The organism is Curtobacterium sp. MCSS17_011 (assembly GCF_003224275.1).
GTDB lineage: Bacteria > Actinomycetota > Actinomycetes > Actinomycetales > Microbacteriaceae > Curtobacterium.
Window position 1 is genome coordinate 19,458 of record NZ_QKLE01000003.1, and the last position, 19,864, is coordinate 39,321.

A 19,864-nucleotide genomic window follows, 5' to 3' on the forward strand; every position below is an offset into this window, starting at 1 on the left:
GTCCCGACGCTACGCCCGACGCCGTCAGAGGAGCCCGCGAGCCTGCAGCCAGGCGGCCGGGTCGATCGGGGTGCCGGCCACGATGACCTCGAAGTGCAGGTGGGCGCCGGTCGAGACGCCCGTGTTGCCGACGGCCCCGAGGCGCTCCCCCACGCGAAGGATCTGGCCCGGGCGGACGTCGATCGCCGACAGGTGCCCGTACCGGGTCGCGGTGCCGTCGGCGTGCCGCAGGAGGACCTGGTTGCCGTAGCCTCCGAGCACACCCGCCGAGACGACCCGGCCGGGCAGCGCGGCGACGACCGGGGTCCCGATGGCCGCGGCGAAGTCGACCCCCTGGTGGTTCGACGAGCAGGCAGCGCAACCGACGACCCAGCGGGAGCCGAAGCCACCGGCGTCCGGGATCGCACCGGCCGTGGGGCGGACGGCTCCACCGGTCGGGCCCGAGCCACCGGGAACCCGGAGGGCTGCCGCAGTACGACCCACCGAGAAGTCGTCGCGGCCGATCGTCGGCCCCGTCGAACCGTCGGCGACGAAGTACTGCTTGCCGGCGGCCGGCGACGTCGAGGCCGGAGCGGCCTGAGCGGCCGGAGCAGCGACGGCGCTGTTCGGGGAGCCGACCGCCACGAACAGGCACGTGACGGCGGTCACTGCCGCAGCAGGCAGGGTCCGCCGGGCGGGGGTCCGGAAGAACGCGGGGCGGCGGCGACCGGTGGGCGCGGCGGGCCGTGCGGGCTCCGACGACGGCGAGGGCTGCGTGCGCCGGGTGGTCTGGGTGGTTCGAGTGGTTCGAGTGGTTCGAGTGGTTCGGGTGGTTCGGGTGGTTCGGGTGGAAGCCGGGGTGGCGGGAGGGGGCACCGCCACCCCGGCGGCTCGGAGGGGCCCGGGCTGTGCAGCGTGCCTGGCACGGCGCAGCGGGGGCTCGGTCGGTCGGTCGGCGGCGCAACGCGCGGCACCGCGCGGGCGCCGGGGCAGACCGTCGTCGAGGGTCGTCATCGTGCGGTGACCGGACCGGTCAGACGCGGACGACGCCGTCACGGGCGATCCGGTCCAACTCGCACACGACGGCGTCGACGACCGCGCGGGTGATCGCGTCGGCGACGGTCTCGACCAGGACGAGGTGCTCGGGACGGATCGTGACCTCGGTCACCAGAGCCGATGCCACCCGCACCGGGATCTCGTCGATCGCGGCGACGAGGGCGGCGGGCACCAGCGTGGAGTCCCCCGGACGGACGGGCGCGGAGATCGGCGAGGTCGGCGCCGGGGTCACGACGGCGAGCGCCGGCGACGGAGTGGAGTGGGGGACGTCTGCCTGATCGCGACGCTGGGCGATGGAGTCGAAGAGCGGGGTGGAGGACATGCTGCGGACGGTCCGATCTGGATCTCGTGGCTGGTCGTTCTCGGGCGACCGGCGATGGTGGGGTGCCGAGCGGCACGACCACCATTCAACCATCGATATTTCAGATGTGCAATAGTGACCGGACGGCTGCGATCAGTCGGGATCGACGGCGGCCGCGGTGGGGTCGTCCGGCTGCAACGCACGACGGACCCGTTCCACGATCGTCGCGGGCGGGTTGTTGTAGGCGTTCGCCGACTCCTGGCCGCTGAGCTCCTGGATCGCCGCCATCACCGCATCGGTCGCGTGGCGCCGAGCACGACCGGACGACGCGTCGCCGTAGGACGACAGGTCGATCGGTTGCCCGAACTCGATCGTCACCCGGGCGAGCTTCGGCAGCCGGGACCCGACCGGCTGCACGTCCTCGGTGCCGGTGAGCGCGACGGGCACCACGGGGGCGCCGCTCGTCAGCGCCAGCCATGCCACACCCGTGCGGCCCTTGTAGATCCGGCCGTCGAGCGAGCGCGTGCCCTCCGGGTAGATCGCGAACGCCTCGCCCTCCTGCAGGCGTGCCAGCCCGAGGTCGAGGGCCTGCTGGGCCGCCGCACCCGCGCCACGCTCGACCCCGATGGCGCCGATGCCACCGAAGAACGCCCGCGAGACGGCTCCCTTGAGACCCGAGCCCGTGAAGTACTCCTGCTTCGCCAGGAACGACACCTTGCGCGGCGCCATGAGCGTGATCGCGGGCGAGTCGATGAAGGAGCGGTGGTTGCTCGCGAGGATCACCGGGCCGCGCTTCGGGACGTTCCGACGACCGATGATCCGCGGGCGCCACAGCAACCGGGCGAGCGGGGTCACCACCGCGCGACTGAGGACGGTGGCGAACTTCGTCGAACCGGACACCGGACCTCCTCGTGGTGACGAGCTACCGAGTGTAATGAGGCGCGCGGAGAGCACATGCCCGGAACGGCATGCAGTGGCGGCAGGGCGTCAGTCGGCCGCGGCGACGACGTCGAGGACCGCGCGCCCGTACCGCTCGAGCTTCGCTGCGCCGACGCCGGAGATCTCGCCGAGCTGGTCGACGTCGGCGGGACGGACGGCCGAGATGCCCCGGAGCGTCGCATCGTTGAAGACCACGTACGCGGGGACGCCCTGCTCGCGGGCCTCGGCAGCACGCCAGGCTCGCAAGGCCTCGAACAGGCCGACGGCTTCCTGCGGCATGTCGGTGACGACGGTCCGTCGACTGCTGCGTCCGGCCCGCGGCGCCTTGACCGGGTCGCGACGCATCCGCACCTGCACCTTGCCCGTCAGGACCTCGGCGCTCGTGGGACTGAGGACGACCGTGCCGAAGCCGTCGCCCGACACCGCCGCGTAGCCCTGGGCCAGCACCTGTCGTGCGACCGCGCGCCACTCGCCCTCGGACAGGTCGGCGCCGATGCCGAAGGTCGCCAGGGTGTCGTGCTGGAGTTCCTGCACGCGGGGCGACCGCTTGCCGATCAGGATGTCGACGAGGTGCGAGACGCCGTACCGCTGGCGACGCTCACGCTCGAGCCGCACGACGGTGGACAGCAGCTTCTGCGCGGGGACGGTGCCGTCCCACGACTCCGGCGGCGCGATGCACGTGTCGCAGTTGCCGCACGCCGTGCTCTCCTGCCCGAAGTACGCGAGCAGCCGCACCCGGCGGCACTCGATCGTCTCGCACAGGCTGAGCATGGCGTCGAGGTGGGCGCTGAGCTGCCGACGGTGCGCGGCGTCGCCCTCGGACTGGTCGATCATCCGCCGCTGCTGCACGACGTCGTTCAGGCCGTACGCGAGCCACGCGGTGGCCGGCAGCCCGTCACGACCCGCACGGCCGGTCTCCTGGTAGTAGCCCTCGACCGACTTCGGCAGGTCGAGGTGCGCCACGAACCGGACGTCGGGCTTGTCGATGCCCATGCCGAACGCGATCGTCGCCACCATCACGACGCCGTCCTCGCGCAGGAACGTCGACTGGTTGCGAGCACGCACCCGGGCGTCGAGGCCCGCGTGGTACGGCAGGGCGTTGATGCCCTGCTCGGCCAGTGCGGTCGCGGTGCGCTCGACGGAGTTGCGGGACAGGCAGTACACGATGCCGGCGTCGCCGCTGTGCTCCGTGCGGATGAAGGTGAGCAGCTGCTGCAGTGCGCCGGTCTTCGGCTCGATGCGGTACTGGATGTTCGGCCGGTCGAAGTCGGCGACGAAGTGCGCGGCGTCGTCGAGGCCGAGCCGTGCGGAGATCTCGCGGTGGGTCTGCGGCGTCGCGGTGGCGGTCAGGGCGATGCGCGGCACCGTCGGCCACCGCTCGTGCAGGACGCTCAGCTCGAGGTAGTCCGGGCGGAAGTCGTGACCCCACTGGGCGACGCAGTGTGCCTCGTCGATGGCGAACAGCGAGACGCGCGCCCGGTCGAGGAGCGCACGGGTGGACTCGAGCCGGAGCCGCTCGGGCGCGAGGTAGAGCATGTCGACCTCGCCCTGCACCACGGCACGCTCGACCCGGGACCGTTCGTCGGGGCCCTGCGTGGAGTTGAGGAACGCGGCGCGCACACCGTTCGCGGCCAGGGCGTCGACCTGGTCCTGCATGAGGGCGATGAGCGGCGACACCACGACCCCGACGCCGTCGCGGACGAGCGAGGGCACCTGGTAGCACAGGGACTTGCCGCCACCGGTCGGCATGAGCACGAGGGCGTCGCCACCGGCCACCACCCGGTCGATGATGGCCGCCTGCTCACCGCGGAAGGCGTCGTAGCCCCACACGCGGTGCAGCACGTCGAGCGCAGCGGCGCGGGGTGCGGACACGGCGGCGGGAGCAGACACGGCAGCGGGCGCGGGCGTGGTGCTCATGCCACGAGCCTACGGGCGACCGGCGACACCCACCGCACTGTCCACAGCACCGTCCGTGCCGGAGCCGGCGCGGTGGTCGGAGCCGGCCACGTCGTCGGCGCGGGCCGGCGTGGTCGCCCAGCCCGTGCCTCCAGGCCGGAGCCAACGGGTGCCGCCCGCCCAGGCCGGGGTCACACCGCGGAACCGGGGCGCCTCGTGCCCGGCGAACCGGCGGTCCAGCCCCCGCCACCACGCCAGGAACTCGACCATGGCCCAGAACGCGAGCGACGTGCCGAGCGTGACCAGCCAGCCGCCGGGTGTGCCGTTGGCGTCCGACGAGGTCAGGTCGATCCCCGACCAGCCCGGCGCCTGCAGCACGAAGATCATGATGTTGTTGAAGGCGTGCTGCAGGACAGTGGCCTCCAGCCCACCGGTCCGGAGGACGATGATCGCCGCGATCAGGCCGAACGACCCGACGTCGAGGATGCCCCAGACGTTGTAGCCGTTCGGGATGTGCAGCACCGCGAACACGACCGTCGAGATCGCCACCGCGATGATCGTGCCCACGCGACGCGGGATCCACGACGCGACGGTCTGCATCAGGAAACCGCGGAAGATGTACTCCTCGGCCGCGCCCTGGAACGGGACGAGCAGGACGACGAGGGCGATCGTCAGGGTGAGGGTGCCGAGGGACACCGTCGACTGGCCGATCGCGTCGTGGTTCCAGGCGAAGCCGCCGTCGGTCGTGATCATCCCGCCGTCCCAGAACAGGCCGGTCTGGACGACGAACATGACCGCGGCGATGACGAGCGTCGGCAGCAGGCACCACGCCGTCCAGGCCCACCGGACCCGGAACCGCGTCGACGAGAGGATCCCGGCCGGTCCGATCCGCGCGATCTTGACGGCGAGCAGGATCCCCGGCAGCAGGACCACGAGCGACACCAGCGACATCGAGAGCACGACCGGGTCGGTGGGGTCGAGTGCCCCGCTCGCCAGGTCGTTCTGCAGTTGGATCAGGCCGTCGGCGCCCTGCGCGCGGAGGATCGGCACGAAGTACGCGACCGCGATGACGATCTGCGACACGAGGTACCACCCCGCCAGGAACGCGAGCGCCACGAGCGGCCGCCACCACCTCCAGCGCGCGTCGATCCGGGGCAGGCGCTGGTAGGGAACACTCACGCACCGCAGGCTACCGCGCGGGGCAGGATGGGAGCCGTGCTCACCGTCCTGTTCGGCCTGTCCGGCGCGATCGTCTACGGGTTCGCCGACTTCCTGGGCGGACTCGCGTCGCGCCGGGTCCGACCGGTCGTCGTCGCCGCGGTGGCGGCCGCGATCGGGATCGTCCCGTTGCTGGTCGGCCTGGTGGTCCTCGGTGGCGTGTTCTCGTGGCCGGCCGCGGTCTGGGGTGCGGTCGCGGGGCTCTCGGGCGGCGTCGGGGTGCTGCTGCTCTACGCGGCACTCGCGATCGGACCGATGAGCGTGCTCTCCCCCGTCACCGCCGTCTTCGCTGCCGTCGTGCCGGTGCTCGTCGCCGTGTTCCGCGGCACGGTGCTGTCGCCGGTGGCCACCGGGGCGCTCGTGGTCGCGGTCGTCGCGGTGGTCCTGGTCGCGGTGGTCCGGGACGCCTCGGGCGCACGGCTGACCGCCCGAGGCGTGGCCGCCGCCGCCGTCGCCGGCTGCGGCTTCGGTGGGATCGTGCTCGCCTACGACATGACGCCGTCGGACTCGGGCGTCGCACCCCTCGTGGTCGCGCGGGTGCTGCAGGCGGTGCTGCTGGGTGCGGCGGCGATCGTCGTCGTGCTCCGGACGGGAGGCCCGGTGCACGCCCCGACGACGACGGCCCGCCCCGACGGGGCTGCCGCGGCGTCCGGGCGTCGGTCCGGTCGCGGATGGGGTCCTCGGCTGCTGGTCACCGTGGCCGTGTGCGGCGTCTTCGACGCCATGGCGAACGTCTTCATCCAGGCAGGGCTGCACAGCAGCGACGACCCGGCGACCCTGCCCGTCGTGAGTGTGCTCAACGCGCTCTACCCGATCGGCACGGTGGTGCTGGCCGGGGTGGTGCTCCGGGAACGGTTGACCGCGCAGCAGTGGATCGGCATCGTGCTGGCGTTCGTCGCGTCGGTGGCGCTGGCGCTGGCGTAGCGCGCGGGGGCCGGGCGGGCGGGAGCGGGCGCGGGAGCGGTCAGGCGTCGGGGATGAGGCGCTTGCCGAGCGAGACCGTGCGGTCGTCGGTGTAGCCGAGGGACGCGTAGAACCCGAGCACCTGCTCGTTGCCCGCACGCACCTGCAGGTTGAGCTTCGGGCAGCCGAGGTCGGTCAGGAGCCGCTCGAACTCGGCCATCAGGGTGCGACCGAGGCCGGAACCCTGCAGGTCCGGGCGCACGGCGAGGTAGTTCACCCAGCCGCGGTGCCCGTCGAAGCCGGCCATGCCCGCGGCGACCACGTCGGTGTCGGCGGTGTCTGTGTCATCGCCGTCGGTGCCGTCCGGCTCGGCGACCAGGAAGAGCTCGGGCTGGACGGTCAGCTTGCGGGCGATGTCACGTCGGGGGTCGTTCCAGGGTCGGACGAGCCCGCACGATTCCCACAGGGCGACGACCGCGTCGGTGTCCTCGGTGCGGAAGGGACGGATCCGGTACTCCATGACCCCACGTTAACGGGGGTGGGGAGAACGTCGTCACCGGCCTGTCGTCGTGATCTGATAGACCTGTCCGACCACCCAGCCGATCAGGAGCCCCGTGACCGCACACGACACCCTCCCGTCGCGCCGCAGCGCACGGGACGACGAAGCCGGTTCGCGGTCCCGGCGTTCCCCCCGCAGACGGCAGACGGTCGGCGGTGCGATCGTGTCGCTCATCGCCGAGTTGCTCATCATCGCGGGCGCCGGCACCGGGTTGTACGTCGTGTGGACGGCATGGTGGACCGACGTGGTCGCCGTGAACGAGCAGACGAAGCTCGTGCAGGGCCTCGACCAGGTCAAGACCCCCAAGGTCGAGGGCACCGAGCACCGCGGCACCGCACCCGTGCTGGACGAACCGCCGGGGTTGTCGGACGTGTTCGGCACGATGGAGATCCCCCGGTTCGGCAAGGACTACAACCGACCGATCGGCGAGGGCACGGACCGTGAGCAGGTCCTGAACACCATCGGGCTCGGCCACTACCAGGACACCGCGATGCCCGGCGCACCCGGCAACTTCGCCGTCGCCGGACACCGGGTCACCTACGGCAAGCCCCTCAACCAGATCGCGGAGCTCAAGAAGGGCGACTCGGTCGTGGTCCGGGTCACCGACGCGAAGACGAAGTTCGACGTCTGGTACGTCTACAAGGTCACCGACAGCCAGATCGTCACGCCCGACAAGATCGAGACGATCGCGCCGGTGCCGAACAAGCCGGGCGTGGAACCGACCCCCCAGGACCGCTGGCTCACGCTGACCGCCTGCCACCCGATGTGGTCGGCGGCGGAGCGGTTCGTGACGCACGCGAAGCTCGACTACTGGATGCCCGCGTCCGAGGGCACCCCGAAGGAACTCTCGGAGACCGCCAAGTGATCTTCCCCCTGGTCTGGCGGCTGCTGCCCGGCCCCACCGCCCTGAAGGTGCTCGAGCTGCTCGTGCTCCTCGTCGCCATCGTGTTCGTGCTGTTCCAGTGGGTGTTCCCGTGGATCGCTGCGGACATCCTGCCGCCGCCGGACGGGACGGTGGAGTCGACGCCGACCCCGTAGCGTCTGCTCTGCTCAGACCGTGGTCGTCACCTGCGACCCGCCGGCCGGGGTGCGTCGCACGGCGATCCGCTCCGGGATCCGCTGCTTGAGTTCCTCGACGTGACTGACGATCCCGACCTGTCGCCCGCCCGCGGTCAGTCGCGACAACTGCCCGATGACGTCGTCGAGGGTCTCGGGGTCGAGCGTGCCGAACCCCTCGTCGACGAACAGGGTGCCGAGCGAGACCCCGCCGGCCTCGGCCTGCACGACGTCGGCCAGCCCGAGCGCCAGGCACAGCGACACGGTGAACGTCTCGCCGCCGGACAGGCTACGGGGATCGCGGACGGTGTCGGTCGTGTGGTCGTGCACGGCGAGGGCGAGCCCCGTCCGTCGCGAGCGTGACCCGGATTCCCGTTCGTCGGAGGTCTCGAGGGTGAACCGACCGGCGAGCATGCCGCGCAAGCGGTCGTTCGCCGCTGCCACGACGTCCTCGAAGCGCCGCATGAGCACGTAGGTGCCGAGCGTGATGCCGCTCGGGTTCACCGATGCCACACCGTTCGCGACGTCGGCGAGCCGGACGACCGCGCGGCTGCGGGCCGAGGTCTCCTGTCGCGCACGGACGGTGCGGTCGACCTCGGTCGCACACTGCTCGACGGCCTCGGCACGGTGGGCAGCGGTGACGGCGACCCGGGTGGCCTCGTCGAGCTCGGCCGTCGCACGGACTCGTTCGGCCTGGGCCGCCGGCACGTCGAGCTGCTCCGGATCGTCGTCAGCGGCCTGCACCACCGCGGGGTCGTCGAGCCCTGCCCGCACGACGGCGCGTTCGGCCTCGGCTGCGCTGATGCTGCTGCGGAAGCGTGCGACGGTGTCGGGGTCGAGCAGGCCGGCTCGTGCGGCGTCGACGTCGGGGAACCCCTGCTGATCGAGGACCCGGGCGACCTCGGCGCTGCGCTCGTCGCGGGCTCGGACAGCGGCGGATGCGCGGTCGTCGGCATCGGCGACGGCGCGGAGCACCGTCAGCCGTCCGTCGAGCTCGTCGACCACGGCCCGGAGTGACACAGGCGAGCTGCCGTTGTCGCTGTCGCTGTCGCTGTCGCTGTCGAGCAGTGCTGCGAGCCGGCCGATCGCCTCGTGCACGGATCGCAGGTCGGTCTCGAGCCGCTCGGCATCGGAGGCCGCAGTCGACGCGAGCACCGTGCGCCGGGCGTCGAGGTCGTTCCGCTCACGCTCGAGCGCCCGGGTCGCGGTGTCGTGCGCCGTCCGCTCGCGCTCGTGCTCGAGCACCAGCGCCGCTGCGTCGTGCGCCGCTCGGACCCGCTCGTCGGCAGCCACCGCCATGGCGTCGAGGGCGACGCTGTCGACGGCGCCGACGACGTCGGTCAGTCGGAGGTGCTCGGCGCGCTCGACGGCCAGGTCGGCCGCGGCGTCGGCGAGCTGCTGGTCGGCCAGACGCGTGGCGTCACCCGCTGACTCCACCGCCTGGATGGTCGGGTGGTCGTCCTGCGGCGCGGCCACCGACGGGTGCGCCATCGATCCGCAGACCGGGCAGGGGTCGCCGGGGGTCAGCGCGGCGCCGAGCTCTCCGGCGAGCCCGGCGATCCGCCGCTCGCGCAGGGAGCGTTCGGCGTCGAGCGCCTCGGTGGCCCGGCGCCGGGCATCGGCCACGATGCGTTCGGCATCGGCGACGCGCTGCTCGGCGCGGTCGCGGGCGGCGAGGTCGGCGCGGAGCGACTGCACCCGGGCGACCTCGTGCGCGGCGGCGTCGGCGTCGGCAGCAGTCGTCGAGGCGGTCCGCGCGGCCTCGACGATCCGGGCTCGTTCCGTCGGCCTGGCTTCGAGCGCGGTGTCGAGGGCGGCGAGGTCGTCGGTGAGCCGCGATGCGGTCGCGGTGGCCTCGTCGATCACGGAGCGCCTGGCGGCAGCACCGGCCTCGACCGCGACGAGGTGCCGGACGTCCGACAGCGCGTCGGTCAGGCTGTCGCGGCGCCGGGCGACCTCCTGTACGTCGACGGCGCCGAGCGCGTGCTGATCGCGCAGTCGGGCGGCTGCCGCGGCGGTGTCGTCCGCCCGGACGGTTGCGGCGTCGAGGCCGTCGGCCACCGCGGCGACCCGGGCGGCGCGCTCGGCCATCGCGACCGCGGCCCGTGCCTGCTCGATCGCCGGGGCATCGTCGTCGAGGACCGCCTGCCGCCGCAGCAGCGCCGCTCGTCGCTCGAGGGCGGCCGCACGGGCCGTCACCGATCGTTCGTGTTCGGTCGCCGCCGTCGCAGCGGCAGCCGCAGCCGTCCGGGCCGCCCCGGTGGCATCGGCCGTCGCACGGAGGGACGCCACCGTGCCGGGGACGACGGACTCGTCGGCCTCGGCGAGGTCGGCCGCCTGCGCGAACCGGGCCAGGGCGTCGCGGACGCGGTCGTCGGCCCCCTCGACCTCGGCCTGCACGGCTCGGCGGCGAGCGGCGAGCTCGTCGGCGGTGCGGTCGTAGACCTGGGTGCCGAACAGTGACTGCAGGAGCTTCCGGCGGTCTTCCCCCGGGGAGCGGAGGAACCGTGCGAACTCGCCCTGCGGCAGCACCACGGTCTGCAGGAACTGCGCGCGGTCGAGTCCGACGATCCGGGCGATCTCGACCCCGACCTCGGGGATGCGGGACGACATCGGTTCGCCGGCGACGTCGGTGGGCGCGGCGAGCCGGAACAGCTGCGCGGACGCCTGCTGCTTCACCGTGCCGGTTCCCCGCTGCTTCGGGCGGTCGTACTGCGGGGTGCGCCGGACCCGGTAGGTGCCCGCACCGGTCTCGAACACGAGCTCGACGAACGGCTCGACCGCGGGGTCGGCGTGCTGGCTGTGCAGCCGGTCGGAGCTGGCGTCGGAGCCGGCGAGTCCGCCGTACAGGGCGAACACGACGGCGTCGATGATCGTGGACTTGCCGGAGCCGGTCGGCCCCTCGAGCAGGAAGACCCCGGACGCGGCGAGGGCCGCGAAGTCGATCGTCACGAGGTCGGGGTACGGCCCGATTGCGCGGAGTTCGAGTCGGTGCAGGTACATCAGCGGTCCCCCTCACGCTGCAGGGCGAGTGCCGCGGCCTCGTACGCCTCGGTCAGCACCGCCCGTTCGTCGTCGTCGGGCAGCCCGCCGGTGGCGAAGGCCACGAAGTCGCCGGCGACCTCGACCGGGTCGGACGTCGCGGTGACGGCCCGCGCGGCGGTGGCGGCCGGCCGGTCCGCCGGTTCGTGCGTGATCGCCAGGGCGTGCGGGAAGTGGTCCTTCACGCGGGCGTACATGCGTTCCGGGTGCACGGTGTCGGTCACCGCGACACGGACCCAGGCATCGGCATCGGCCCGGAAGTCCCCGGACTCGATGGCGTCGATGCTGCCCCGGACGTCGACGAGCCGCCGCGGCACCGGCGTCGGTACGAGCTCGACGGTGACGGCACCGCCCGCGTCGAGCTCGGCGATGGTCACGGACTTCCGCTGGTGCCGCTCGCCGAACGAGAACGCCAGCGGCGACCCGGCGTACCGGATCCGGTCGTCGTCGCCGACGCGCTGTGGGCCGTGCAGGTGCCCGAGGGCGACGTAGTCGAACCCGTCGAACACCGATTCGGCCACGCGGTCGACCCCGCCGACGCGGATGTCCTGCTCGCTGTCACTCGGGTCGGCGCCCCCGACGAAGGCGTGCGCGACGACGACGCTGCGGGTGTCTGCCCGCGTCGCCAGGTCGGCGCGGATCCGTTCGGTGGCGGCGTGCACGACGGCGTGGTGCGAGCGGGCGAGGGGTTCGTCGGGGACCGCCGCCAAGGCGTACCGCGTCAGGTCGGGGTGCAGGTACGGGATGCCGTACACCGCCACCGGGCCGTCGTCGTCGGTCACGAGCACCGGATCGGCCACGTGTGCGGGCTCGGCGAGGATGCGCACGCGCTGTCCCATCACCCCGGCCCCGAAGCCGAGCCGCGCGGCCGAGTCGTGGTTGCCCGGGGTGAGCACCACCGTGGTGGTCTCGGCGAGGCGCTCCAGCACGCGGGAGAGCATGCGGACGGCGTCCACCGGCGGGATCGCGCGGTCGTAGACGTCGCCGGCGATGACGACGAGGTCGACCGCGCGGTCGCGGGCGAGGTCGACGAGCCAGTCGGTGAACGCGGCCTGGTGCTCGAGCAGGTCGGCACCCAGCAGTGTGCGGCCGAGGTGCCAGTCGCCGGAGTGCAGGATGCGCATGCGGCCACGGTAACGCCGGCCGGGGACATCCACGGGTCACCTCGCGGTGCCCTGTGGAGGGCTCAGGCAGTCACGCAGCTCGCGGACGCCAGGCCCAGCACCGAGACGACCCGGACCCTGACCGTCGGTGTGCTCAGAGCGGTCCAGCTGCCCCCGAGGTTCGTGCGGAGGTGCAGCGTGTACGTCGTGCCGAGGTTCAGGAGGCCGGCGCCCCCGTAGACCATCGAACGGGCACCGGCGGTGGTCGTGCTGGCCACCTGCGTCGTCCCGTTCATCAGGTCGAACGACACCGGCACGGCCGCGCCGTCGTCGTAGGTCCAGGCGATCGTCACCGTGTTCGACCCGGCCGGGGCGCAGGTCAGGGTGGGGACACCGGTCGCCGTGCCCGCCGTGAGGTTCGCGGTCGGTGCGACGGTGGTCCGTGACCACGGGGCCGCGTCCGCCGCTCCGGGCAGCAGGACGCCGGCGGCCGCCGCGAGCACGAGCACCGCTGCGCCCCCGCCGACGCGGCGCAGCCGCCGCACGCGACGGGCTCGTCGGCGCAGGGCGCGACGGGTGAGGACGGTGGACGCAGCGGCCGGGAGGCCCGTGGTGGTGCCGTCCCGCGCCTCCAGGCCGTCGTCGGCACCGTCTGCCGGACCGGCGGCGTCGTCCGGACCAGCCGCGTCGTCCGCACCACCGGCCGCACCGTCGGTGTCGTCGTCGGCCTCCACGAGCCGCCGGAGCGACCCGTCGATCGTGCACAGCGCGAGCACCGCGGTCAGGCCGAGCGCGAGCATCGCGACCAGGCCCCACTCCCCCGCACTGATCCACCGGATCGGTGTGCCTATGAAGGGGATGCGCAGGAAGGCGACGCCGTGCACGGCGGAGCGCTCGATCGGTGTGGAGTCCTGCTGGGGGTTGGCGTCGCCCTTCGTGACCATGGTGCCGCCGGGGCCGTCCTCGACGTACCGGTGCATGCGCAGGTGGTCCGGCTGGTCCGGGTCGTCGGCGAGCAGGACCTTGCCCGTCGCGATCTCGCCCGACCCGACCGGACGCGAGACGACCACGTCACCGGGGACGATCCGCGGCTCCATCGAACCGGTCATCACGGTGGTCGGCTGCCAGCCGATGAGCGCCGGCGCGGCCGCCCAGAGCGCGAGCCCGAGCAGCGTCGCGACCACGCCCCGGGCGAGGGTGGCGACGACGACGCGCCCCCAGTCGACGGCGTCACGGACCGCTGCGTGCGGTGCGGGACCACCGTGCACTGCGATGCTGCTCATGACTGCCTTCGACCGGGGGCGCGTTGCGGGGAGGGAACGAACGGGGCTGGTTCGGCCCCGGGCCCGGCTCAGCTGTTCTGGGCCTCCCAGGTGAAGCCGAGGGCTGCGGTGCCGCCCTGCACGGTGTTCGGGGCGGTGCTCGAGACCGTGTAGGTGACGCGGTAGACGCGCGTCTCGGACGCGGTGCCGGTCGGGGCCCAGGTGCCGACGCCGGTCGCGTAGTTGGTCGAAGCGGCGCCGAAGCCCGCGACGGTGCCGCTGTAGAGCGAGCCACCGGTGGCGGCCGGGGTGAAGCCGGAGCAGGAGCCGAAGCCGCCGCCGGTGCCCTGCTCGATGGTCAGGTTGACGTTCGCCGCCAGGTCCTTCGTGGTCGAGACGTTCGTGCCGTAGAGCTTCACGGCCGAGGGCAGCGAACCGGTCGAGGTCACCGCGATGCAGTTCGCGCCGGTCGAGCCGGGCTTCAGGTTGTTCGCCGTGAACAGCGCGGTGTTGTTGTCGTCGTCGGACAGGGCGACACTGCCGGCGGTCCAGTTGTTCGTCGGGTTGACGGTGGTCGACGAGAAGGCCGCGTACGAGGCCGTCGAGACGACGACCCCCGAGGCGACGAGGGCGGCGGGGATGGCGATCCAGGCGGCGAGGCGGGCAGCACGAGGCGTGACACGAGACATGGTTGGACTCCGTGAGGAAGAGATCTGATCGGTGGTTCGGCCGGGCCCGCGGTGGTTGGTCGCGCTACGTGCCGAGGTGGTACGACGATCAAGCTACTTGGCCCTCGAGCAGCTCACAAGACCTGAGATGTCCCCACTGATGGGGGTGTCTTGACGAGTGAGTTACTTGTTGACTGAGGTTCCCACCCTGTACCCGAGAAGAGCTCCCATGACGGACACCGACCCGGTCGTCCTCCCCCCGCACGCACCCGCCGTCCCCGCGGCGCGCGTCGCCCCCACCACGCCGCCGGCACCGATGTCGCCCGTCGTCACGGCGATCGACCCCGTCACCGCCGACACGGACCCCGATGCCGACCTGCCGCGACTGCTCACCGCCTTCCGGGTGCTCCAGATGCAGCACGCGCGTGTCCTGCACCACGAGAGCTCGATCCGCGGGCTGAACGCCACGGACACCCGGTTCGTGTTCTTCCTCAGCGCCGCCGACGGCCACGGCGTGACCCCGAAGCAGGCCGGTGAGTACCTCGAACTCACCACCGGCGCGATGACGTCGCTGATCGACCGGCTCGAGAAGCACGGACACCTGGAGCGTCGCCCGAACCCCGAGGACCGACGGAGCGTGCTGCTGCACCTCACGCCGTCGGGCACGGCGGTCGCCCGCGAGGTCGGCGCCGTCTACTCCGACGCGTTCCGGCAGGTCGTCGCACCGTCCGACTGCGCCGTGGTCGCCGCCGCGTTCGAGGGGCTCGGTGCCGCCCTGGAGCGCCACCACCGCAGCGCCGCCGTGTGACAGCGGGTGTCGTGGCCCGCGCGTAGCGTGAGCCCCATGACCCCCTCTGAACTCCTCACCGAAGCGTTCTCCCGCGTCCCCGAGACGGTCGAGCGGGCCGTCGACGGACTCTCCGAAGACCAGCTCGCGGCACGACCGGCCGCCGGGGCGAACACGTTGGCGTGGCTCGCGTGGCACATCGCCCGCGGCCAGGACGTGCAGGTCGCCGAGCTCGCCGGCTCCGAGCAGGTCTGGACGGCGGACGGCTGGTACGACCGGTTCGGGCTGCCGTTCCCGGCCGAGGCGCTGGGCTACGGCATGTCCCGCGACGACGTCGGTCGGGTGCGGGCCTCTGCCGAGCTGCTCACCGGGTACCTGCGCGCGGTGCACGAGCGGACGGTCGCGTACCTCGGCACGCTCGGCCCGGACGACCTCGACCCCGTCGTCGACGACGCGTGGGACCCGCCCGTGACGGCCGGCGCGCGACTCGTGAGCATCCTGGACGACTGCACGCAGCACGCCGGGCAGGCCGGCTTCGTGCGCGGGCTGCTGTTCTTCAACCGCTGAGCGCGCGCGGCCGTGCGGCCGCTTCGTGAGCAGGAATGGTCGGGTCCGACGTCGCGACCCGACCATTGGTGCTCACCATGTGACGGACGGGAGGTGGGCCCCTCCCGTCACGGCCGTCGTGCCGCTGGCGCGTCACGCCGGTACCGGCGGGTGGGGCCCACCTCCCGTCCGTCGTGTGGTCGCGACTAGCGCGCGGCGAGCTCCGACACGATGCCGTCACCGGGTGCGGCCTGCACCAGGTCCGCCTCGATCTCGGCGCGCTCGAGGATGCCCTCGATCTTGCGGATGCGGCCGCGCGGGACGATGGTCACGACCGTGCCCTCCTTGCCCGCACGACCAGTGCGGCCGGAGCGGTGCATGTACGCCTTGTAGTCGTCCGGTGCGTCCGCCTGCACGACGAGCGAGACGTCGTCGACGTGGATGCCGCGGGCGGCGACGTCGGTGGCGACGAGCACGTTGACGCGGCCGCTCGTGAGCAGCTGCAGGTTGCGCGTGCGGCGCGACTGGTTCAGGTCACCGTGGAGCGAGGTCGCGCGGATGCCGGCGTCCTCGAACTGGTCGGCCAGACGCTCGGCGTAGGCGCGGGTCCGGGCGAAGACGATGGTCTTGCCGTCGCCGGCCACGAGCTCCTCGAGGAGGCGGTCCTTCTCGCGCTGCTCGACGACGAGGACACGGTGGTCGATGGTCGAGGACGCCTGGTCCTCACCCGCGACCTCGTGCACGCTCGGCTCGTGCAGGAACTGCTCGACGAGCGCCGCGACCTGGGTGTCGAGCGTCGCGCTGAACAGCAGCTTCTGCGCGCGGTTGCCCTGCGGGGTGACCTCGGCCGTGGCGGAGAGGATCTCCTGCACCGGCTCGAGGAACCCGAGGTCGCACATGTGGTCGGCCTCGTCGAGCACGGAGATGATGACCTCGCTGAGGTCGAGCTTCCCCTTGTTCATGAGGTCCTGCACACGACCGGGGGTGCCGACGATGATGTCGACGCCGCGCTCGAGCGCGCCCTCCTGACGGCCGTAGGGCACGCCGCCGTAGATCTGCGTCGTGAACAGGCCGACCGAACGCGCGATGGGCTGCACGGTGCGGTCGATCTGCAGGGCGAGCTCACGGGTCGGCGCGAGGATGAGCGCACGCGGGGCGCGGCCCATCTTGCGCTTGGTGCCGCCGCCGTGCTCCATGAGCTTCTCGACCAGCGGCGCACCGAAGGCGATGGTCTTGCCGGAGCCGGTGCGGCCGCGGCCGAGGACGTCCTTGCCGGCGAGCACGTCGGGGATCGTCGCCGCCTGGATCGGGAACGGGCTCGAGGCGCCGAGCTCCTGCAGGGCGCGGGAGATGTTGCCGCCGATGCCCAGGTCGCCGAAGGTCACGCCCTCGACGTCGGCCGCGATGGTGGCCTCGGCCTGGAGCTTCTCGAGCTTGACGTCGTCGGCCGGCACGAACTTGCCGCGCTCGGGCTCGTCGAACGAGCGGCGCGGGGCGCGGTCGGTGCGGTCGTCGCGGTCGAACTTGCGCGGGGCGCGGTCGTCACGGTCGAACTTGCGCGGGGCGCGGTCGTCACGGTCGAACTTGCGCGGGGCACGGTCGTCGCGGTCGAACGAACGACGGGGGCGGTCGTCGTTGTCACGACGGGGCGCACGGTCGTCGCGGTCGAACGAACGACGGGGGCGGTCGTCGTTGTCACGACGGGGCGCACGGTCATCGCGGTTGAACGAGCGCGGTGCACGGTCGTCACGGTCGAAGCGACGCGGACGGTCGTCGTTGTCACGACGCGGCGCACGGTCGTCACGGTTGAAGCTGCGCGGTGCACGGTCGTCACGGTCGAACGAGCGACGCGGGCGGTCGTCGTTGTCACGACGGGGCGCACGGTCGTCACGGTCGAAGCGACGCGGAGCACGGTCGTCACGATCGAAGCGACGCGGGGCGCGATCGTCGCGGTTGTAGCCGCGACCACCACGGTCGTCGCGGTCGGGGCGACGCTGGCCGCCACTGTCGCGCGGCTCCCAGTTCGGACGGGCCGGACGCTCGCCCTGCGACGCGCGACCGCGACGCTCCTCGGCGTCCCAGCGCTGCTTCTGGCGCGGCTGCGAGGAGTCGGCGGCGCGGAACCCGCGGTGCTTGCTGCTGCGGGCGGCGGGGGTGCCGTTCGGGTGGCGGACGCGGTCGGAGGCGCGGTTGTCCGCGCCGCCCTTGTTGTACGGGGCCATGGCTGCTTTCTCGGGTGCGCAACGTACCGCAGCGCCCGACAGCGACATCGGCGGGGGCTGCTTGCGGAGAGGGGGTTCATCCCGTCGCGAGTCGACGTGATTCCAGCCCTCGAGCAACACACACCCAGCAGAATTTCCGTGATCACAATGTCACGACGTCGAAGGCCGACCGAGCGAGTCTACGCGAGCCCGCGCCGTGATGCCAGCCCCCTGCCGGACGCGCGATGCGCGACGGGGGCGGGACGGGCCTCCAGGCCGGTGGTCGCGCGCTCAGGACTCCGCGAGGCGACGACGCTGCTCGGCGACGTCGAAGTCCGCCTTCGGCCAGGACAGGTGCATGTCCTCCAGTGCCCGGAGCAGGAGCTGCTGCACGGCGAGGCGCGCGTACCACTTGCGGTTCGCGGGAACGACGTACCAGGGCGCCTGCGGGGTCGACGTGCGGTCGAGGGCGATCTGGTACGCCTGCTGGTAGCGGTCCCAGAGCAGGCGGTCGTCGATGTCGGCCGGGTTGAACTTCCAGTGCTTGTCGGGGCGGTCCAGCCGATCGCCGAGGCGCTCGCGCTGTTCGTCCTTCGAGATGTGCAGCATCACCTTGACGATGGTCGTGCCGGCGGCGGCGAGGCCGTCCTCGAAGGCGGTGATCGCGCCGTAGCGGCGTTCGATCTCGTCCGGCTCGGCGAGCCCACGGACCCGCTGGGCGAGCACGTCCTCGTAGTGTGAGCGGTCGAACACGCCGAGCTGCCCGGCTGCGGGCAACTGCTTCTCGATGCGCCACAGGAAGTCGTGCTCGCGTTCCTCGGCCGTCGGGGCCTTGAAGCCGGCGTAGTGCACGCCGTTCGGGTCGACTGCGCCGACGACGTGCGAGACGATGCCACCCTTGCCCGCGGTGTCCATCGCCTGGAGCACGAGCAGCACCCGGCGCTCGTCGCCGGCCGTCGATGCCGCGTACAGGCGCTCCTGCAGGGCGGCGAGACGGGAGGCGCCGGCGGCGAGGGCTTCGAGACCATCGATCTTGCGCCCGGGGAAGCCCGGGGTGCCGTCCGGGTCCACCTGGTCGAGACGGAACCCGGGTTCGACGCGGAGCAGTGGTTCGGGATCGGCGTTCCAGGCCTTGCGACTGCTCACGGGTCCTCCTGCGGTGCTCCGGTCGGCGACTGCCGTGCTCATACTCGCACCGCCATCCTCCGCTCGGGTGACGTGGGCGGCTGCCGGTGCGGCTAGCGTGGACGTGATGAAGTCCGGCCGCCGCTCAGTGCTCGCGCTCGTCGCCGCGGTCGTGGCGCTCGGCGCGATGGCGTCCTGCAGCACGGACCCGGTCGGTGACGAGAACGCCACGGTGACCGCGGACAGCATCATCTACCCGCTGTCGCTGCGGTACCACGGCATCGACGTGGTGGCCGACGTGCCCTACGGCACCGACCCGCTGCAGCGCCTCGACGTGTGCCTGCCCGCCGACAGCGATCCCGCGACGACGGCGACGCCCACCGCGACGCCGTCCGCCTCGGCCACCGCCGACCCCGACGCCGAGGCGGTCGAGGCCACCACCGGACGCCCGGCGGTCCTGATGATCCACGGCGGCAGCTGGTCGCACGGCGACAAGGCGACCGCTGCGTACCGGTCCGTGTGCAAGTACCTGGCGTCCGAGGGCTTCGTGACCTTCAACGTCGACTACCGCTTGGCGCCGACGGACCCGTTCCCGGCCGGGCTCGACGACGTCCGGCGTGCGCTCGACTACGTGTTCCGCCCGGCGACGCTCGAGACCTACGACGTCGACTCCCAGCGCGTGGGCGTGTTCGGCGGCAGCGCCGGTGGCAACCTCGCCGCGATGCTCGCCGTCACCGACCACGACTCCGCCGCGTACGCCGACGGCGACCGGATCCGTGCCGTGGTCGACCTGAGCGGGCCGACGAACCTGACCACCCGGTCCACCGAGGCCGACGGGGTGTCCGCGTCCTTCCAGCGCAAGCAGCTGCTCTACCTCGGGTGCCGGTCGTACGCCAGGTGCCCGGCGGCCACTCGGGCGTCGCCGGAGTTCCACGTCACCTCGGACACCGCGCCGTTCTTCATCGGGCACTCCACCGACGAGTTCATCCCGATGTGGGAGTCGCAGGAGTTCGCCGCGACGCTCCGGTCCCACGACGTCCCGGTGACGTTCGTGGCGGTCGAGGGCACGGCGCACTCGATCGCCCAGCTCGACGAGGCGATGAGCCGCCGGGTGGTCACGTTCCTGCGGACGCAGCTGGGCTGATCGGCCGACCGCGTCAGGCGACCGACGACGTGCCCCGGGTGGGTGCCACCCGGAGTCGGGACTGCCGCTGCCGACCCCC

18 protein-coding genes are annotated in these 19,864 nt (G+C 72.7%); 6 read left to right on the forward strand and 12 right to left on the reverse strand.

What is annotated here, in order from left to right:
- Positions 1–24: 24 nt before the first annotated feature.
- The 5 genes from DEJ17_RS17645 to DEJ17_RS02760 all read right to left on the reverse strand — a co-directional run bounded on the left by DEJ17_RS17645 (position 25) and on the right by DEJ17_RS02760 (position 5,350).
- Complete coding sequence (locus DEJ17_RS17645) at positions 25–648, reverse strand: M23 family metallopeptidase (protein WP_181421009.1); 624 nt, start codon at positions 646–648, stop codon at positions 25–27.
- A 364-nt stretch (positions 649–1,012) separates the two neighbouring features.
- Positions 1,013–1,357 carry a hypothetical protein gene (locus tag DEJ17_RS02740; RefSeq protein ID WP_110891960.1) on the reverse strand — a complete coding sequence of 115 codons (345 nt, stop codon included), beginning with the start codon at positions 1,355–1,357 and terminating at the stop codon, positions 1,013–1,015.
- A 132-nt stretch (positions 1,358–1,489) separates the two neighbouring features.
- On the reverse strand, positions 1,490–2,236 hold the full coding sequence (locus DEJ17_RS02745; protein WP_110891961.1) for a 1-acyl-sn-glycerol-3-phosphate acyltransferase: 747 nt from the start codon (positions 2,234–2,236) through the stop codon (positions 1,490–1,492).
- A gap of 87 nt (positions 2,237–2,323) precedes the next feature.
- Complete coding sequence (gene recQ / locus DEJ17_RS02750; RefSeq protein ID WP_110891962.1) at positions 2,324–4,192, reverse strand: DNA helicase RecQ; 1,869 nt, start codon at positions 4,190–4,192, stop codon at positions 2,324–2,326.
- Between the two features lie 9 nt (positions 4,193–4,201).
- Positions 4,202–5,350: a CPBP family intramembrane glutamic endopeptidase gene (locus DEJ17_RS02760; RefSeq protein ID WP_146239588.1), complete on the reverse strand. Its 1,149-nt coding sequence runs from the start codon at positions 5,348–5,350 to the stop codon at positions 4,202–4,204.
- 36 nt (positions 5,351–5,386) lie between these two features.
- Here DEJ17_RS02760 and DEJ17_RS02765 point away from each other — a divergent pair, with 36 nt between their 5' ends.
- Positions 5,387–6,313 (forward strand): EamA family transporter, encoded by a 927-nt coding sequence (locus tag DEJ17_RS02765; protein WP_110891964.1) that lies wholly within the window; start codon positions 5,387–5,389, stop codon positions 6,311–6,313.
- Positions 6,314–6,353: 40 nt separating this feature from the next.
- Here the strand turns inward: DEJ17_RS02765 and DEJ17_RS02770 are convergent, their stop codons facing one another.
- The gene (locus DEJ17_RS02770; RefSeq protein WP_110891965.1) at positions 6,354–6,812 is read right to left on the reverse strand and encodes a GNAT family acetyltransferase; all 459 of its coding nucleotides are present in this window, start codon (positions 6,810–6,812) and stop codon (positions 6,354–6,356) included.
- Positions 6,813–6,906: 94 nt separating this feature from the next.
- On the opposite strand from DEJ17_RS02770, the gene DEJ17_RS02775 reads away from it, so the two are divergent.
- Positions 6,907–7,716 carry a class E sortase gene (locus DEJ17_RS02775; RefSeq protein WP_258366630.1) on the forward strand — a complete coding sequence of 270 codons (810 nt, stop codon included), beginning with the start codon at positions 6,907–6,909 and terminating at the stop codon, positions 7,714–7,716.
- Positions 7,713–7,889, forward strand: a complete 177-nt coding sequence (locus DEJ17_RS17650) for a hypothetical protein (RefSeq protein ID WP_156463787.1) — start codon at positions 7,713–7,715, stop codon at positions 7,887–7,889. The genes DEJ17_RS02775 and DEJ17_RS17650 overlap by 4 nt, the downstream gene beginning before the upstream one ends.
- 12 nt (positions 7,890–7,901) lie before the next feature.
- On the opposite strand, the gene DEJ17_RS02780 is transcribed toward DEJ17_RS17650, so the two are convergent.
- The 4 genes from DEJ17_RS02780 to DEJ17_RS02795 all read right to left on the reverse strand — a co-directional run bounded on the left by DEJ17_RS02780 (position 7,902) and on the right by DEJ17_RS02795 (position 14,003).
- Complete coding sequence (locus tag DEJ17_RS02780; RefSeq protein ID WP_110891966.1) at positions 7,902–10,910, reverse strand: AAA family ATPase; 3,009 nt, start codon at positions 10,908–10,910, stop codon at positions 7,902–7,904.
- The gene (locus DEJ17_RS02785; RefSeq protein WP_110891967.1) at positions 10,910–12,073 is read right to left on the reverse strand and encodes an exonuclease SbcCD subunit D; all 1,164 of its coding nucleotides are present in this window, start codon (positions 12,071–12,073) and stop codon (positions 10,910–10,912) included. The genes DEJ17_RS02780 and DEJ17_RS02785 overlap by 1 nt, the downstream gene beginning before the upstream one ends.
- Positions 12,074–12,135: 62 nt before the next feature.
- Positions 12,136–13,335 carry a S24/S26 family peptidase gene (locus DEJ17_RS02790; RefSeq protein WP_110891968.1) on the reverse strand — a complete coding sequence of 400 codons (1,200 nt, stop codon included), beginning with the start codon at positions 13,333–13,335 and terminating at the stop codon, positions 12,136–12,138.
- A 68-nt stretch (positions 13,336–13,403) separates the two neighbouring features.
- On the reverse strand, positions 13,404–14,003 hold the full coding sequence (locus DEJ17_RS02795; protein WP_110858866.1) for a hypothetical protein: 600 nt from the start codon (positions 14,001–14,003) through the stop codon (positions 13,404–13,406).
- A 208-nt stretch (positions 14,004–14,211) separates the two neighbouring features.
- Between DEJ17_RS02795 and DEJ17_RS02800 the strand changes: the two genes are divergently transcribed.
- Both DEJ17_RS02800 and DEJ17_RS02805 read left to right on the forward strand, forming a co-directional pair.
- Positions 14,212–14,790: a MarR family winged helix-turn-helix transcriptional regulator gene (locus DEJ17_RS02800; RefSeq protein ID WP_110891969.1), complete on the forward strand. Its 579-nt coding sequence runs from the start codon at positions 14,212–14,214 to the stop codon at positions 14,788–14,790.
- Between the two features lie 36 nt (positions 14,791–14,826).
- A complete protein-coding gene (locus DEJ17_RS02805) occupies positions 14,827–15,336 on the forward strand; it encodes a DinB family protein (RefSeq protein ID WP_110891970.1) in 510 nt (169 codons plus the stop codon).
- 185 nt (positions 15,337–15,521) lie between these two features.
- Here the strand turns inward: DEJ17_RS02805 and DEJ17_RS02810 are convergent, their stop codons facing one another.
- Positions 15,522–17,537, reverse strand: coding sequence for a DEAD/DEAH box helicase (locus DEJ17_RS02810; RefSeq protein ID WP_110891971.1), 2,016 nt, complete (start codon positions 17,535–17,537; stop codon positions 15,522–15,524).
- A gap of 270 nt (positions 17,538–17,807) precedes the next feature.
- Complete coding sequence (locus tag DEJ17_RS02815; RefSeq protein WP_181421010.1) at positions 17,808–18,662, reverse strand: polyphosphate kinase 2 family protein; 855 nt, start codon at positions 18,660–18,662, stop codon at positions 17,808–17,810.
- A gap of 106 nt (positions 18,663–18,768) precedes the next feature.
- Here DEJ17_RS02815 and DEJ17_RS02820 point away from each other — a divergent pair, with 106 nt between their 5' ends.
- On the forward strand, positions 18,769–19,785 hold the full coding sequence (locus DEJ17_RS02820) for an alpha/beta hydrolase (protein WP_146239589.1): 1,017 nt from the start codon (positions 18,769–18,771) through the stop codon (positions 19,783–19,785).
- Positions 19,786–19,864 lie beyond the last annotated feature (79 nt).